18 protein-coding genes and 1 riboswitch are annotated in these 13,980 nt (G+C 71.3%); of the genes, 7 read left to right on the plus strand and 11 right to left on the minus strand.

Annotated elements, in window-relative coordinates:
• The first annotated feature begins 75 nt into the window (after nucleotides 1–75).
• Complete coding sequence (locus tag OG943_RS13670; protein WP_328610124.1) at nucleotides 76–762, plus strand: hypothetical protein; 687 nt, start codon at nucleotides 76–78, stop codon at nucleotides 760–762.
• 71 nt (nucleotides 763–833) lie between these two features.
• On the opposite strand, the gene OG943_RS13675 is transcribed toward OG943_RS13670, so the two are convergent.
• Nucleotides 834–1,658: an aldo/keto reductase gene (locus OG943_RS13675; RefSeq protein WP_328610125.1), complete on the minus strand. Its 825-nt coding sequence runs from the start codon at nucleotides 1,656–1,658 to the stop codon at nucleotides 834–836.
• 211 nt (nucleotides 1,659–1,869) lie between these two features.
• Nucleotides 1,870–2,682: a helix-turn-helix domain-containing protein gene (locus tag OG943_RS13680; protein ID WP_328610126.1), complete on the minus strand. Its 813-nt coding sequence runs from the start codon at nucleotides 2,680–2,682 to the stop codon at nucleotides 1,870–1,872.
• A gap of 192 nt (nucleotides 2,683–2,874) precedes the next feature.
• Here OG943_RS13680 and OG943_RS13685 point away from each other — a divergent pair, with 192 nt between their 5' ends.
• Nucleotides 2,875–3,237, plus strand: a complete 363-nt coding sequence (locus tag OG943_RS13685; RefSeq protein WP_328610127.1) for a nuclear transport factor 2 family protein — start codon at nucleotides 2,875–2,877, stop codon at nucleotides 3,235–3,237.
• Nucleotides 3,238–3,658: 421 nt separating this feature from the next.
• Nucleotides 3,659–3,759, minus strand: a riboswitch (glycine riboswitch).
• A gap of 42 nt (nucleotides 3,760–3,801) precedes the next feature.
• Here the strand turns inward: OG943_RS13685 and OG943_RS13690 are convergent.
• A complete protein-coding gene (locus OG943_RS13690) occupies nucleotides 3,802–4,383 on the minus strand; it encodes a MerR family transcriptional regulator (protein ID WP_328610128.1) in 582 nt (193 codons plus the stop codon).
• Nucleotides 4,384–4,640: 257 nt separating this feature from the next.
• Between OG943_RS13690 and OG943_RS13695 the strand changes: the two genes are divergently transcribed.
• A complete protein-coding gene (locus OG943_RS13695) occupies nucleotides 4,641–5,282 on the plus strand; it encodes a TetR/AcrR family transcriptional regulator (RefSeq protein WP_328610129.1) in 642 nt (213 codons plus the stop codon).
• 156 nt (nucleotides 5,283–5,438) lie between these two features.
• Here the strand turns inward: OG943_RS13695 and OG943_RS13700 are convergent, their stop codons facing one another.
• From OG943_RS13700 to OG943_RS13725, 6 genes are all read right to left on the minus strand, one after another.
• The gene (locus OG943_RS13700; protein WP_009078856.1) at nucleotides 5,439–5,912 is read right to left on the minus strand and encodes a bifunctional nuclease family protein; all 474 of its coding nucleotides are present in this window, start codon (nucleotides 5,910–5,912) and stop codon (nucleotides 5,439–5,441) included.
• A gap of 220 nt (nucleotides 5,913–6,132) precedes the next feature.
• On the minus strand, nucleotides 6,133–6,894 hold the full coding sequence (ftsR, locus tag OG943_RS13705) for a transcriptional regulator FtsR (protein WP_328610130.1): 762 nt from the start codon (nucleotides 6,892–6,894) through the stop codon (nucleotides 6,133–6,135).
• Complete coding sequence (gene garA / locus OG943_RS13710) at nucleotides 6,891–7,358, minus strand: glycogen accumulation regulator GarA (RefSeq protein WP_091613262.1); 468 nt, start codon at nucleotides 7,356–7,358, stop codon at nucleotides 6,891–6,893. The genes ftsR and garA overlap by 4 nt, the downstream gene beginning before the upstream one ends.
• Before the next feature lie 133 nt (nucleotides 7,359–7,491).
• Nucleotides 7,492–7,875, minus strand: a complete 384-nt coding sequence (gene gcvH, locus OG943_RS13715; protein ID WP_328610131.1) for a glycine cleavage system protein GcvH — start codon at nucleotides 7,873–7,875, stop codon at nucleotides 7,492–7,494.
• Nucleotides 7,876–7,919: 44 nt separating this feature from the next.
• On the minus strand, nucleotides 7,920–8,513 hold the full coding sequence (locus OG943_RS13720) for a CDP-alcohol phosphatidyltransferase family protein (RefSeq protein ID WP_328610132.1): 594 nt from the start codon (nucleotides 8,511–8,513) through the stop codon (nucleotides 7,920–7,922).
• Between the two features lie 195 nt (nucleotides 8,514–8,708).
• Complete coding sequence (locus tag OG943_RS13725; protein WP_328610133.1) at nucleotides 8,709–8,939, minus strand: hypothetical protein; 231 nt, start codon at nucleotides 8,937–8,939, stop codon at nucleotides 8,709–8,711.
• Nucleotides 8,940–9,257: 318 nt separating this feature from the next.
• Here OG943_RS13725 and OG943_RS13730 point away from each other — a divergent pair, with 318 nt between their 5' ends.
• Nucleotides 9,258–9,767 carry a hypothetical protein gene (locus OG943_RS13730; RefSeq protein WP_328610134.1) on the plus strand — a complete coding sequence of 170 codons (510 nt, stop codon included), beginning with the start codon at nucleotides 9,258–9,260 and terminating at the stop codon, nucleotides 9,765–9,767.
• 13 nt (nucleotides 9,768–9,780) lie between these two features.
• Here OG943_RS13730 and OG943_RS13735 read toward each other — a convergent pair whose 3' ends face one another.
• Together OG943_RS13735 and OG943_RS13740 are read right to left on the minus strand one after the other, a co-directional pair.
• The gene (locus tag OG943_RS13735; RefSeq protein ID WP_328610135.1) at nucleotides 9,781–11,487 is read right to left on the minus strand and encodes an AMP-binding protein; all 1,707 of its coding nucleotides are present in this window, start codon (nucleotides 11,485–11,487) and stop codon (nucleotides 9,781–9,783) included.
• A 36-nt stretch (nucleotides 11,488–11,523) separates the two neighbouring features.
• A complete protein-coding gene (locus tag OG943_RS13740; RefSeq protein WP_328610136.1) occupies nucleotides 11,524–12,366 on the minus strand; it encodes a crotonase/enoyl-CoA hydratase family protein in 843 nt (280 codons plus the stop codon).
• Between the two features lie 104 nt (nucleotides 12,367–12,470).
• Between OG943_RS13740 and OG943_RS13745 the strand changes: the two genes are divergently transcribed.
• The 3 genes from OG943_RS13745 (at nucleotide 12,471) to OG943_RS13755 (ending at nucleotide 13,956) form a co-directional block, all read left to right on the plus strand.
• Nucleotides 12,471–13,349 (plus strand): alpha/beta fold hydrolase, encoded by an 879-nt coding sequence (locus OG943_RS13745; protein WP_328610137.1) that lies wholly within the window; start codon nucleotides 12,471–12,473, stop codon nucleotides 13,347–13,349.
• Nucleotides 13,350–13,450: 101 nt separating this feature from the next.
• A complete protein-coding gene (locus tag OG943_RS13750) occupies nucleotides 13,451–13,711 on the plus strand; it encodes a hypothetical protein (protein ID WP_328610138.1) in 261 nt (86 codons plus the stop codon).
• Nucleotides 13,712–13,722: 11 nt separating this feature from the next.
• The gene (locus tag OG943_RS13755; RefSeq protein WP_328610139.1) at nucleotides 13,723–13,956 is read left to right on the plus strand and encodes a hypothetical protein; all 234 of its coding nucleotides are present in this window, start codon (nucleotides 13,723–13,725) and stop codon (nucleotides 13,954–13,956) included.
• Nucleotides 13,957–13,980: the final 24 nt, after the last annotated feature.

A 13,980-nucleotide genomic window follows, 5' to 3' on the forward strand; every position in this document is an offset into this window, starting at 1 on the left:
GGGTCGCTGGCCTGTTAGAGTGATAACGATGTGATTGCGTAGCTGTGCGTGTGCGCACATACCGAAAGGACAACGATGGGGCGACACAGCCTGGCCGAGGAGCCGGTGCCGCACCCTCTCGACCCCCCGAAACCCCAGCAGGGGCGCGGGGAGACGACCGGCTCGCACCGGATCGTCGCCAAGAAGGCCCCCCGCCGCCGGATCGCCGGCTGGCCGATCGCCGTGGCGGGCCTGGTGGTCCTCATCGCGCTCGGCGTGTTCGGCTGGAACTGGGCCGACAGCGTGCTGAACAACCGCGCGGAGGCCCAGGCGGCGAGCTGCACGGGCGGCCGGTCGCAGATCCGGGTCCTGGTGACCCCGCAGATCGCCAAGCCGGTGCAGACGGCCGCGGCGCGCTGGAACCAGGACCTCACCGTGGTGCACGGCAGCTGCGTCCAGGTCGACGTCGAAACCAAGGACTCGTCCGACGTGCTGAGCGCGCTCACCGGGAAGACCGCGCTGGACAGCATCGGCGGGCTTCCCGACGGCTGGATCCCCGAGTCCTCGTCCTGGTCCCAGCAGCTCTCCGCCGCCAAGCCGGAGCTGATCGGCTCGCCGTCGATGAGCGTCGCCTCCTTCGCGCAGTCCGACTACCCGTTCATCGGGCTCGCGGGCGCGTCCATCGACGACACCCAGCAGCGCGGCACGCAGAGCTTCCGCGCCTATCTCAAGGAACCCACCCAGCAGGCCGACTTCACGGCGGCGGGCATCCGGCCGTACTGAGCCCCGGCTTCGACTGAAGCGCCGGCTCCCCTTTCGCGGGAGCCGGCGCTTCTTTCGACTATACCGCCGTTTCAGCCCACGGTCTCCGGGTCGAGCCCGGTGCGCGTGCCATTGTCCAGTTCGGACAGTGCGGCCAGGTCGTCGTCCGCCAGCTCGAAATCGAAGACGTCGAAGTTCTCGCGGATGCGCGACGGCGTGGCGGACTTCGGGATCGCGATCGTGCCCAGCTGCAGGTGCCAGCGCAGCACGAGCTGGGCGGGCGTCTTGCCGTACTTCGCCGCCAGCGCGGTGATCACGCGCTCCCCGAGCAGCCGTCCCTGCGCCAGCGGGGCCCAGGCCTCCGTGGCGATACCGTGCTTGGCGTGGAACGCGCGCAGCTCCGTCTGCTGGAGCCACGGGTGCAGCTCCACCTGGTTCACCGCGGGCACGACGCCGGTCTCGTCGAGCAACCGGCGCAGGTGCGTCACCCCGAAGTTGGACACGCCGATCGCGCGCACCCGCCCCTCGCGCTGCAGCTCCCCCAGCGCACGCCAGGTCTCGACGTAGCGGTCCAGCCGCGGCTGCGGCCAGTGGATCAGGTACAGGTCGAGCTGCCCGAGCCCGAGTGCGTCGGCGCTGCGGTCGAACGCCCGCAGCGCCCGATCCCGGCCGTGGTCGGTGTTCCACAGCTTGGTGGTGACGAAGAACTCCTCGCGCGGCACGCCGGAAGCCCTGACCGCGGCGCCCACTTCCGCCTCGTTGCCGTACAGCGTGGCGGTGTCGATGCTCCGGTAGCCGGCCTGGATCGCCGCGGCGACCACTTTCTCCGTCTGGGCCGCGTGGACCTGGTAGACGCCGAAGCCGAGCTGCGGCACGGTCACCGCGTTGTTCAGGGTGAGCAGGGGCGGCATGGCCATGGAGGCGGGTCCTCACTGCGGTTTCCTGGGCTGACCCTGCCGATCCTGCCACCCCGCGCCCGGGCCCACCATCGCACCGTCGCCATGCTCGAGCGCGGCGACGGTGCGCCGGCCTCGGTGCGGACGGATGGCCTTCCCTGCGGCTCGCGATAGCGCAGCAGCCCCTCTCCGCCGCATTCAGGCTCGGTTACGGGCTGTCACGGGCTGGGCCTCAGCCCACCGCGTGCTCGTGCAGGTACGCCGCCGTGGCCGGGTCCGCCGGGTAGAACGACTCGATCACCAGCTCGGCCACGGTCACGTCGAGCGGGGTGCCGAACGTCGCCACCGTGCTGAAGAACGTCAGCTCCGTGCCCTGGTGGAGGTAGCGCAGCGGGACGAAGATGTCGCCGGGGCCGGGCAGCTCGACCTCCGGCACCGGCTGGTCGCACGGGTAGCCGCGCAGCTCGGCCAGCAGCTCGGCGAGCCCGGCGTCGGCGGTCGCCTCGACCTGGCGGCGGAGGCGGCCGAGCAGGTGGGCGCGCCACTCCCCCAGGTTCAGCACGTTCGGCGCCATGCCGTCCGGGTGCAGGGTGACGCGCAGGACGTTCGACGGTGGCGCGAGCAGCTCCGGCGCGACGCCGTCGACGAGCAACTGCAGGCTTGCGTTGGCGTCGACCAGGTTCCAGGCCCGGTCGACGACGGCGGCCGGGTACGGTTCGTGCCCGGTGAGCAGCAGGCGCACCGCGTCCCGCACGGCCTTCAGCTCCGGCGCGGCGAGTTCGCTTTCGCCGTACGCCGGCGCGTACCCGGCGGCGAGCAGGAGCTGGTTGCGCTCCCGCAGCGGCACGTCGAGGTGCTCGCCGAGGCGCAGCACCATCTCGCGGCTCGGCCGGGAGCGGCCCGTCTCCACGAAGCTCAGGTGCCGGGTCGAGATGTCCGCGGAGATCGCCAGGTCGAGCTGGCTGATCCGCCGCCGGTCGCGCCATTCGCGCAGCAGCACGCCGACCGCGCTGCGCCGCGCGGGGGCCTTCACCGAAGTCGTCACCCCGAGGACGCTACGGCCCACGGGGAACCGGTGCCATTACCTTTCGGGTAATGGCCCGCTGCCGAGGCTCGGCCCGGCGGTGGGCGGTGGCGTTACCTCCGGCGTAATCGACGCCGTGCCGCGGCCCCGGCAGTCTTGGCGGCAACGAGGACAGCGAACCCGTTGTCCCCCAGGAGGAACAGGAGCAGCACAGTGTCCGATGTGCACAACACGGTCGAGCAGTACATCGCCGTCTGGAACGAGACCGGCGCCGAGCGCCGGCTGGCCCTCATCGCCGAGCTGTTCACCCCCGAGGCGACCTACACCGACCCGCTGGGCGCGGTCAGCGGCCACGACGGGATCGACGGCTTCATCGCCGGCGCGCAGGCGCAGTTCGCGGGCCTGTCCTTCAGCCTGCCCGCGGCCCCGGACGCCCACCACGACCTGGCGCGGTTCCAGTGGTACCTCAGCGCCCCGGGCGTGACGGAACCGATCGCGATCGGGTTCGACGTGGTGGAGCTGGACGGCGGCCGGATCACCAAGGTGCACGGGTTCCTGGACAAGATCCCGGGCTGACGCCGGATCGCCTCCGGGTGGTGGGCCCGCGTTCCCGCCGGGTCCACCACCTCACGGCGTCCGAGATCAGAGGGGAGCGGGGGCCACATGGTCCAGACCTGCGGGAACGAGCAGCCGGGTGGCCCAGACCGGTGAGAACGAGAGGCCGGGTGGTCCAGACCTGAGACGACCGTATGGTCCAGACCGGCGCCAGCCAAAGGGGCCGGACCACCCCGCGCCGCCGCGTGGTCATCAGGATCAGCCGCGCGGAATCCCGCGTGCCACAAGAAAACCCGGCGAGCCGAGGTGCTCGAGCCGGGGGCCTCCCCACTCTGTCCGTACCCCGAGGGGCGCCTGAGAGTTTCACCCGCGTGGTGAGCCGGGTTTGCACCGTCGGCGGGAGCGGCGGGTGGTTACCTGCCGATCCGCTTTCCAGAGGCGTCTAGTCCGCGCGGTCCGGGGTGCCTGAGAGGTTCCGGGGAGGACTTGCTCCTTCGGCGCCGAGCTCGTGGATGCCGGCTCGGTCTCTCCCGCGCGGGTTCGTCGACCGCGCTTGCTACTTTACCCCCGGCCCGCGGCCGGTGATCACCCGGTGCGGCGGGCGTTGCGGCGCTGGGTGAGCTCGTCCGGCTCGACCGACTCGACGATCCCGCCGTCGGCGCGCTCGGCCTGGAACTCGTGGATCGTGCCGCTGATCTCCTGCATGGCGCCGCTGACCGCGATGCCGAACACGCCCTGCCCGCCTTGGAGCAGATCGACGATCTCCTCCGGCGAGGTGCACTCGTACACCGTGGTGCCGTCGGAGAACAGGGTCACGCGCGCGAGGTCACGCACGCCCCGCAGCCGCAGGTGCTCCACCGCGACGCGGATGTTCTGCAGCGAGACCCCGGTGTCCAGCAGCCGCTTGACCACCTTGAGCACCAGGATGTCCTTGAACGAGTACAGCCGCTGCGAGCCCGAGCCGTGCGCGGTCCGGATGCTCGGGGCCACCAGTTTCGTCCGGGCCCAGTAATCGAGCTGCCGGTAGGTGATCCCCGCGATCTGGCACGCGGCGGGGCCGCGGTAGCCGACCAGCTCGTCCGGCAACGAGGCGTCGGGGAACAGCTCGCCCTGCTCGCCGTCGGCGGCACGAACAGGCGGCCTCTCCGGACTACCAGCCTCGACCACGCAAGCCTCCCCTCGCCCGACCTGGCGGCCGGCGAATGACAGCCGGTCGAGCCCAGGAGCGGGATCGGCCGGGGAGAACCACCACGATCGCGCCCCAGTCAGCGAATCACATCGCGGCGATTTACCGCCTTCGACGGTAAGCCCGCACCGCGGGGCGGTCAACGCGACGCGCGGCGCACCTCAAGCCCGTCTTGAGCCTTTGGTCCGTTCGCCGTACGGATTTGCCCATTTTTACTCAGCCGTGTTACTTTTTACTCATGCGAGTAAACTTCGACACGCAAGCCGAACTCGGGCTGAGCGTCACGGAGGCGACGACCCGGGCGCAGATCATCAGCGCCACCATCGCGACGATCGCCGGCCACGGGTACACCCGGACCACGTTCTCGAAGATCAAGGAGCGCGCGGGCCTGAGCAGCACGCGGATGATCTCCTACCACTTCACGAACAAGGCGGGCCTGATGCAGGCCGTGCTGAGCACGGTCTCCGAGACCAAGGCGATGTTCCTGCGGCAGCGCAGCGCCGGGGTCGACCCCGGCGACCGGCCGGGCAACCTGCGCGCGCACATCGAGACGTCGGTGGCGTTCCTGCGCGACTACCCCGAATGCGTCCGGGTGCTGGTCGAGTTCGGCGCCAACGCCGAGGACGCGGACGGCTGGGCGATGACCCCGGTGCTGGTCACGGAGCTGCGCGTCGGCGCCGTGCACCGGCAGCTCAAGCAGGGCCAGGCGGAGGGGGCGTTCGGCGAGTTCGCGCCGGAGGTGATGGCGATGTCCATCGCCCAGGCCATCGACGGCGTGGCGGCGGCGTACGCGGCGGACCCGTCGACCGACCTCGATCGCTACGGCCGGGAACTCGCGGACCTGTTCGAGCGCGCGACCGCGCCGACCGGAAAGAGCTGATCCCGCCGAAGTCCCTGAAGGCCACCATGAGGGCATATCCGACCCTCATGGTGGCCTTCAGGGATCCTTGGGGATCAGAGCTGACGCCGACGGGAAAGCACGCCGGGAGTCAGGTGGCGAACGCGTCCGTGCTCCGGCCGCGTTCGCCCGCACGGCTCAGGTGTCGGCGCCGCGGAAGTCTTCGGGTGAGACGGAGTCGAGGAACTCGCGGAACTTCTCGACCTCGTCCTCCTGCTCGTCCGGGATGATCAGGCCGGCCTCTTCCAGCACCGCGTCCACGGCGTGGATGGGCACGCCGATCCGCAGCGCCAGCGCGACCGAGTCGCTCGGGCGGGCGGAGACCCGGATGTCGCCGTCGAAGACGAGCTCGGCGAAGAAGGTGCCTTCCTTCAGGTCGGTGATCACGACCTGCTCCAGCTCGCGGCCGAGCGCCCCGATGACCTCTTTGAGGAGGTCGTGGGTCAGTGGCCGGGCCGGGCGGACTCCCTGCTGCTCCAAGGCGATGGCGGTGGCTTCGACCGAGCCGATCCAGATCGGCAGGTACCGCTCGCCCTCGGTCTCCCGCAGCAACAAGATCGGCTGATTCGCGGGCAGCTCCACCCGCACGCCGACGACGCGCATCTCGCTCATCGGGCTTCGCCTCCCTCTCGTGCACACGGGCTGCAGCGCTTGCGACGTACTAGCGCCGATGGTTCCGACGCTACCCGTCATCCGGGCGCTGTGCTCGCTAGTGGCGGACTTTCACAGTTCGCGGCGCCGCAAACCGTTCCCCTCACGGTACGGCATACGGACGCGAACATTCAGTCATTGACATTCGACAGGAAAAGGGTTTCACGGCATAACAGCCGGTTCAACCCCCGGTGACGCCCCGGATCCCGGCTTTGACGAGGAGCGTGTGCAGCGTCACGGACAGCGCCGCCAGCTCCCGGACGACTTCGTCGGCCCGGGCTTTGGCATCCGCGTCACGGTGGCGATACACGGGCGTCACAATCTGTTCCAGCAAACCGACTTCACGGTCGGCCGAGGCGCGGAAGGCACGCAGATGTCTCGGCTCGATACCGAATTCGGTCATCGCCTTCACGGTGCGCGCGACGTGCACCGCGTCGGGATCGAAGAAGCCGGCCGCGCCGGGCCGCACGAGTCCGTACTGCTGCAGCTCGGCCAGCATCGCGGCGTCGATGCCGGCTTGCGCCAGCAGCTCCTCCTGGGTCAGCCGGACCTCGCGGTCGGTCTCGAAGTCCGCCGGCCCCGGGAGGCCGCCGGGCTCCGCCGGCGCGTCGAGCGGGACCAGCTTCCGCGGCAGCCGCGGCGCGGGCGCGGCGGGCTCCATCCCGGAGTCCGCCGCGTCCAGCTGTTCCTTGATGACCTTGAGCGGGAGGTAGTGGTCCCGCTGCGCGGACAGCACGAATCGGAGGCGCTCCACGTCCGCCACGGCGAACTGCCGGTACCCCGAAGCGGTCCGACCCGGCTGGACCAGGCCTTCCGCTTCGAGGAACCGGATCTTGGAGATGGTGACATCGGGGAAGTCGCCGCGCAGCTGCGCCAGCACCGCCCCGATGCTCAACCCGTCGCGCCGGGCCTCCGAACGACCGGGCTGCCCGGCCGCCGTCACTGCGCCCCCTGGCCCCCGTGCCCCGGGCCGGTCAGGAAGACCAGGCGGAACTTCCCGATCTGCACCTCGTCGCCACCGGCCAGCACGGCCTGGTCGACCGGCTCCCGGTTGACGTAGGTGCCGTTCAGGCTGCCGACGTCGATCACCACGAACTCGCCGCCCTCACGCCGGAACTCGGCGTGGCGGCGGGAGACGGTGACGTCGTCGAGGAAGATGTCGCTGTCCGGGTGCCGCCCGGCACTGGTCGTGTCCCGGTCGAGCAGGAACCGCGAACCCGCGTTGGGGCCGCGCTTCACCACCAGAAGCGCGGAACCCGGCGGCAGGGCGTCGACGCCCTGGACCGGTGCCTCGGCAGCCGGGGCGGACTCGTGGCCTTCGACGTCGGCCAGGAAGTCGGCCCGGAAGACAGAGGTCCGCTCCGGAGACTGCTCCGGGGGAACGCCGGGCCCGTCGTTCGTGCTCACCTGAGCTCTCCTCTACACAAGATAAAACCATTGACCAAGAACGTGTGGCTGCCAACGTACCGTGCCTGATCGGTTCCGGACCCCGGGGCTCCCTCTTCCGCGATCCGGCGCCCCGGGCCAGGCCGAACCCGCCTCAGCCGGCGATGAGCGCCTGGTAGGCCTCGGCTTCGAGCAGGGCGTCGAGGCCCGCCGGGTCGTCGAGCCGGATCTCCACGAGCCAGCCCTCGCCGTACGGGTCGGAGTTGATCAGCTCGGGCGACTCCGCGACCGCGCCGTTCACCGCGACGATCTCGCCGTCGACGGGCGCGAACAGCTCGGAGACGCTCTTGGTCGACTCCACCTCGCCGAAGCCGTCGCCCGCGCCCACCTGCCTGCCCACCTCGGGCAGGTCCACGAACACGACGTCGCCGAGCTGGTCCTGCGCGTACTCGGTGATACCCACCCGGACCACTGAGCCCTCGCGCGTGGCGACCCACTCGTGTTCCTCGGTGTAGCGGAGTTCTTCCGGAGTGGACAAGACCGCTCCCCTTCCTGATGCCGTTTGCCGCGCTCAGTCTTCCATCACCGGGCACGCAGCGCGCGCACGACCTGCACGACGTACAGCACCCCGGACCAGAGGTAGAGCACCCCGCCCCAGATCGTGAACGCGTACGCGATCGGCCGGGCGACCGCGGCCAGGTCCGAGCCGCCCTGGGTGAGCAGCAGGAACGGGAAGGCGTACATCAGCACGAAGGTCGCGCCCTTGCCGATGTAGGTGACCTCGGGCGGGGCGAAGCCGCGGCGGCGCAGCACCAGCACGCAGACGGCGAGGACCAGCTCGCGCAGCACCAGCGGCACCACCACCCACCACGGGATGATCCCGCGCAGCAGGAACGCGACCAGCGTGGCGAGGATGTACAGCCGGTCCGCGGCCGGGTCGAGCAGCTGCCCGAGGCGCGACATCTGGTCGAGCCAGCGGGCGAGCTTGCCGTCGAGCCAGTCGGTCAGCGCGGAGAAGACGAGCACCGCCAGCGCCCAGCCGTCCTCCTTCGGGCCGAGCAGCAGCCACAGGAACACGGGCACGCCGGCCAGCCGCAGCAGGGACAGCATGTTGGGGACGTTGAACGCCTGCCGCAGCAGGGAAGGCTCCGTCTTGGGCTCGGGGACCGTCGTCACCCGCCCAGCCTAGAGGGGCGTCCGGCCGGGGGAACCGATGGTCACGCGACCGGGCGCGTCGCCGGGGCCTGGGCTTTTCGGGACGGCGGGCACGCGCACCGGGATGGCGGCGGCGCGGCTTTCACGGAAGCGATGGTCACGCGGCCGGGCGCGGGCCTCGAAGGCGCCGCGTCCCGGCCGCGGGGTTCGGGGGCCTCAGCAGGCCCGGCGGCGGCTGTGGGTCCAGCCGCGGCGCTGGACCTCGGCGCTGCTGAGCGCCTCGGGGCGGCCGCGGTAGTCGGTGCCGACCCAGCGGGCGCGGCCCGGGCGGCCTTCGAGGACGTAGGGGCGCCCGTCGCACCACACGACGCTGCACGGGACGGTCGGCGGGGTGGTCGGGGTGGCTGGCGGCGGGGTGCTGGGCTCGCTGGCTGCTGAGGTAGTCATCGCTCTCAGGGTTCGGACGGTGGGTTTCGGGGACGAAGAACGCTTCGGGCGTCCACCTTGTTCTTCGGCAACCAGGGGGCGGGTGTTAACCGCGCCGGCCCTGATTCGTCCGATCGATTCGGGATGACAGCCCGATGTTTCACTGTGTGAACGCGAGATTAACCGTCCACAATGGACATATTTTCGGCGGGACCGGTTCAGCGAGACCACTCGGTCGGCGGTATCTTCGCACCCGCCGCGCCGGGTGTCGGTGCGCGTCGCGCGTACTCGCGGGGGTCAGAATGGCCCGCACGACCCCCTTGGCCGAAAGGACCGCCGGTGCCCCAGTCGCAGCCCGTGTGGCGGCCGCTGCTCGCGGCGTGGCTCGTCCTGCCGGCGCTGGCCGCCTGTTCGGGCGATCCCTCGCCGCAGGCCCCGCCACCGTCCGTGCCCGCGCCCGCGACGACGTCGTCCGCGGCCCCGTCGACGACCGCCGCTCCCCCGCCGCTGCCGGACACCGCGAAGCCGTCCTCGAGCGCGCCGAAGAAGCCGCCCGCCTCGGCCGCGGCCAAGGCCCCCGGCGCCTGCGGCACGGTGACCGCCGCCAGCGGCCTCACCCTCAACGTGTTCGACAGCCAGGCCGGCGGCGTGCCGTGCGCCGAGGCGATGCGGCTGGTCAAGGAGTTCCACGCGAAGATCGCCGGCCGTCAGGGCTCGGGGTCGAACGACGCGGTGAACGACACCGTCGAGGGCTGGCTGTGCACCTCCGGCCCGCCCGCCGCCCAGGGCGGCACCACCTGCGGCAAGGGCGAGCAGACCGTGTTCGCCGCCGTGGTCCCGTCGGAATAGGCCCGGCGGCCGGTCAGGACTTCAGGTCCGGGAAGTCCTCCTCGCGGAACTCGCCCTCGGGCCGGACGTCGGCGTGCTCGCGGCCACGCAGCTCGACGCGGCGGATCTTGCCGGAGATCGTCTTCGGCAGCTCCGCGAACTCCAGCCGGCGGATCCGCTTGTACGGCGCCAGGTGCTCGCGCGCGTACGCCAGCACCGCCTTCGCGGTGTCCGCCGTCGGCTCGTGGCCGGCGGCGAGCACGACGTAGGCCTTGGGCACGGCGAGGCGGATCGGGTCCGGGGCCGGCACCACGGCGGCCTCGGCGACGGCCTCGTGCTCCAGCAGCACGCTCTCCAGTTCGAACGGCGAGATCCGGTAGTCCGAGGCCTTGAACACGTCGTCGGTGCGGCCGACGTAGGTGATGTAACCGCGTTCGTCGACCGAGCCGACGTCACCGGTGTGGTAGTAGCCGCCGGCGAACGCCGCCGACGTCCGCTCGTCGTCGCCGGTGTAGCCCACCATCAGCCCGACCGGGCGGTGCGCCAGGTCCAGGCAGATCTCGCCCTCGGCCGCGCGCTCGCCGGTCACCGGGTCGACCAGCGCGACCACGAACCCGGGCAGCGGGCGGCCCATCGAGCCGGGCACGACGTCCTGGCCGGGGGTGTTGGCGATCTGGACGCTGCTCTCGGTCTGGCCGAAGCCGTCCCGGATCGTGACGCCCCAGGCCCGCTCGACCTGCTCGATCACCTCGGGGTTCAGCGGCTCCCCCGCGCCGACGACCTTCTCCGGCGGGGTCCGCAGCGCGCTCAGGTCGGCCTGGATCAGCATCCGCCAGACCGTGGGCGGCGCGCAGAAGCTGGTCACGCCGCAGCGGTCCATCTGCGCCATCAGGGCCGGCGCGTCGAACCGGTTGTAGTTGTACAGGAACACCGTCGCCTCGGCGTTCCACGGCGCGAACACGTTGCTCCACGCGTGTTTCGCCCAGCCGGGCGAGGAGATGTTCAGGTGGACGTCGCCCGGCTCCAGGCCGATCCAGTACATTGTGGACAGATGGCCGACCGGGTACGACACCTGCGTGTGCTGCACCAGCTTCGGCTTCGCCGTGGTGCCGGAGGTGAAGTACAGCAGCAGCGGGTCGCCCGCGGCGGTGACGCCGTCCGGGGTGAACTCCGCGGGCTCGGCGTACGCGGTGGAGTACGAGTGCCAGCCCTCCACCGGCGCGCCGACCGCGATCCGCGTGTAGCCGCCCTCGATGCCGGCGAACTTCGGCGCGTCGGCGGCGCGGACCACGACGTGCTTGGCCTGGCCGCGCTCGACGCGGTCGACCAGGTCGATCGGGCCGAGCAGGGTGGACGCCGGGATGATCACCGCGCCCAGCTTGATCGCCGCGAGGATCGTCTCCCACAGCTCGCCCTGGTTGCCCAGCATCAGGATCAGCCGGTCGCCGCGCGCGACGCCGAGGCGGCGCAGCCAGTTCGCGACCTGGTCCGAGCGGGCGGCCATCTCCGGGTAGGTCCACCGGTTCTCGGTGCCGTCCTCTTCGACGATCCACAGCGCGTACCGCTCGGCGTTCGCCGGGTCGCGGGCCACCACGTCGAACCAGTCGAGCGCCCAGTTGAACCCGGTCAGCTCGGGCCAGGCGAACTCGCGGACCGCGGTGTCGTAGTCCTCGCGGTGCGCCTGCAGGTAGTCCCGCGCCGCGCGGAACACCCGATAGCTCTCCGAAGCGCCATTGCTCACGTCGTACTCCCTCGTGCTCGCGGGTCGCCCCCGTTTCTACTCGCCCTTGAACTCCGGCGCCCGCCGCTCCATGAACGCCTGCACGGCTTCGGCGAGGTCCTTGCTGGGCAGGAAGGCGGCGTTCCACGCCGCGACGTACCGCAGCCCTTCGGCGACCTGGCGCTCGGTGTTGGCCGACAGCACCTCCTTGGTGCCCTGGACGACCAGCGGCGGGTTCGCGGCGATCTCGGCGGCCAGCTTGCGCGCCTCGGCCAGCAGCGTCTCCTGGTCCGCGTAGACGTCGTTCACCAGACCGATCTTCTCGGCGCGCGCGGCGTCGATGTCCTTGCCGGTCAGCGCCAGCTCGCGCACGTTGCCCTCGCCGATGATCGGGGCGAGCCGCTGCAGGCTGCCGATGTCGGCGACGATGGCGACCTTCACCTCGCGCACGCTGAACTTCGCCTCGGCGCTGGCCAGCCGGATGTCGGCGGCGGTGACCACGTCGATGCCGCCGCCGATGCACCAGCCCGAGATCGCGGCGACGACCGGCTTGCGGCACTCGGCGATGGAGCTGACCGCCTGCTGCAGCCGCCGGACCTCGGTGTGGAACTCGGTGCGCGGCCCGGCCAGCGCGTCGCCGGCCAGCAGCGGCGCCCAGCCGCCCATCATGGCGGGCAGGTCCAGGCCATAGGAGAAGTGCTTGCCGCTGCCCGTCAGCACGACGGCGCGGACCCGCGGGTCGGCGTCGAGGGCGGCGAAGACCAGCGGCAGCTCACGCCAGAAGTCGGGCCCCATGGCGTTGCCCTTCGACGGGCCGAGCAGGGTGACCTCGGCGACGTGGCCGTCGAGGGCGACCTTCAGGGAGACGAGGTCGGGCAGGCTGTCCACGGGTGCGCTCATGATGGTCATCTTGGCTCATCCGCTTGACACTGTGCCAACGCGGCCGGGAGATGCTTTCCTGGACAGGGTGAACCCGGCCCACACCAGCGGAGGAAGGTGACCACATGAGCCCGGCCCACGCGAGTGCCGTCGACGACCTGCCTCCCGAGCCCCAGCCGGTCCGGCGCACGCGCCCCATCGAGCTGTCCGGCTCGTTCACGCACGAGGGGCAGCGGCTCTGCTACACCGAGTTCGGCGCCGGCGACCGGGTCGTGGTGCTGATGCACGGGATCATGCTGACGCGCCGGATGCACGCGCCGCTGGCCCGGCGGCTGACCCGGTCCGGGTTCCGCGTCGTCACGCTCGACCTGCTCGGCCACGGCGACTCCGACCGGCCCGCCGAGTCCTGGCGGTACTCGATGCCCGCGTTCGCGCAGCAGGCCGTGGCGCTGCTGGACCACCTGGAGATCGACCGCGCGGTGATCGGCGGGACTTCACTGGGCGCGAACGTGGCGCTGGAGATCGCCGTCTCGCAGCCCGAACGCGCGCGGGGGCTGGTGGTGGAGATGCCGGTGCTGGACAACGCGATCGTCGCCGGGCTGCTGACCTTCGCCCCGCTGCTGTTCGCGGCGCGCTTCCTGCCGGTGTCGGTGCGCGGCGTCGCGCTGGCGGCCCACCTGGTCCCGCACGGCAGCCAGTGGGTGGACGTCGTGACGGACACGCTTTCGCAGGAGCCCGCGTCGATGGCCGCACTGCTGCACGGCGTGCTGTTCGGCCGCATCGCGCCGCCGAAGTCGGTCCGGCGGCAGATCGCCGCGCCCGCCCTGGTGATCGGCCACGAGGGCGACCCGATCCACCCGTTCGGCGACGCGGACACCCTGGCCGTGGACATGCCGCACGCGCGGTTCGTCCAGGCTCGCAGCCCGGTGGAGCTGCGCTTCGACCCGAAGCGCCTGACCACCGCGATCAGCGAGTTCGCCGAGGAGTGCTACCCGGACTCGTGACGGACGGCACGTGGCGGCGGAAAGCGTGCGACACCGCAGTAACGAGGAATTTGTTGGCAAAGGACACAGCCGGACCGGGGCCGGCACAGGGTTCCCGCGGCATGGCGGGAACCCTGTACGCCGCGATCTACGGTGAGCTGACGCCCCGCCCCGACCGGGAACATCCCCTGGCCGCGCCAGGGTCGTCGCCGGCCACCTGGTTCCAGGTCACTGCCGGTGCGGCCGTTCCTGAGCTGCGCCGGCGACGTCACGGCACGGCTGGGTACGCTGCGATGCAGGCCGCACAGGTACTGCTGCCGGCCCAGAGCCTGGACATCCCGGCGCGCCCCGACCCCGTCATTGTGGGCCGCGGCGTGGTTTGACCTGGACGACGGTGCACCTCACCGTGGACAGCGGACAGGACCCGGTCGTTCACCATCTGCCCGACGGAGTCTGGTCCGGCCCGCCACGGTATCGCGTGAGTTTTCGGGGAACGCTGATCGAATGGTCGCTGGACGCCATCGGCTGGCTCGGTGAGTTCATCGCCGACCTGGCCGCCCGCGAAGGTGCCGGCGTCCCGCTGCTGCTGACGGTGAGCCGTCCGGCACCCGCCGGCGCGGCGATCTGAGCAGCCGATACCGAGGTCACAACA

Origin of the sequence: Amycolatopsis sp. NBC_00345 (assembly GCF_036116635.1) — a bacterium.
Classification (GTDB): domain Bacteria; phylum Actinomycetota; class Actinomycetes; order Mycobacteriales; family Pseudonocardiaceae; genus Amycolatopsis.

Coding starts and splice junctions, on each gene's coding strand:
- OG943_RS13670 (WP_328610124.1), top strand. CDS start 76: ATGGGGCGACACAGCCTGGCCGAGGAGCCGGTGCCGCACCCTCTCGAC.
- OG943_RS13675 (WP_328610125.1), bottom strand. CDS start 1,658: ATGGCCATGCCGCCCCTGCTCACCCTGAACAACGCGGTGACCGTGCCG.
- OG943_RS13695 (WP_328610129.1), top strand. CDS start 4,641: ATGCGAGTAAACTTCGACACGCAAGCCGAACTCGGGCTGAGCGTCACG.
- OG943_RS13700 (WP_009078856.1), bottom strand. CDS start 5,912: ATGAGCGAGATGCGCGTCGTCGGCGTGCGGGTGGAGCTGCCCGCGAAT.
- OG943_RS13725 (WP_328610133.1), bottom strand. CDS start 8,939: ATGACTACCTCAGCAGCCAGCGAGCCCAGCACCCCGCCGCCAGCCACC.
- OG943_RS13740 (WP_328610136.1), bottom strand. CDS start 12,366: ATGAGCGCACCCGTGGACAGCCTGCCCGACCTCGTCTCCCTGAAGGTC.
- OG943_RS13745 (WP_328610137.1), top strand. CDS start 12,471: ATGAGCCCGGCCCACGCGAGTGCCGTCGACGACCTGCCTCCCGAGCCC.
- OG943_RS13750 (WP_328610138.1), top strand. CDS start 13,451: ATGGCGGGAACCCTGTACGCCGCGATCTACGGTGAGCTGACGCCCCGC.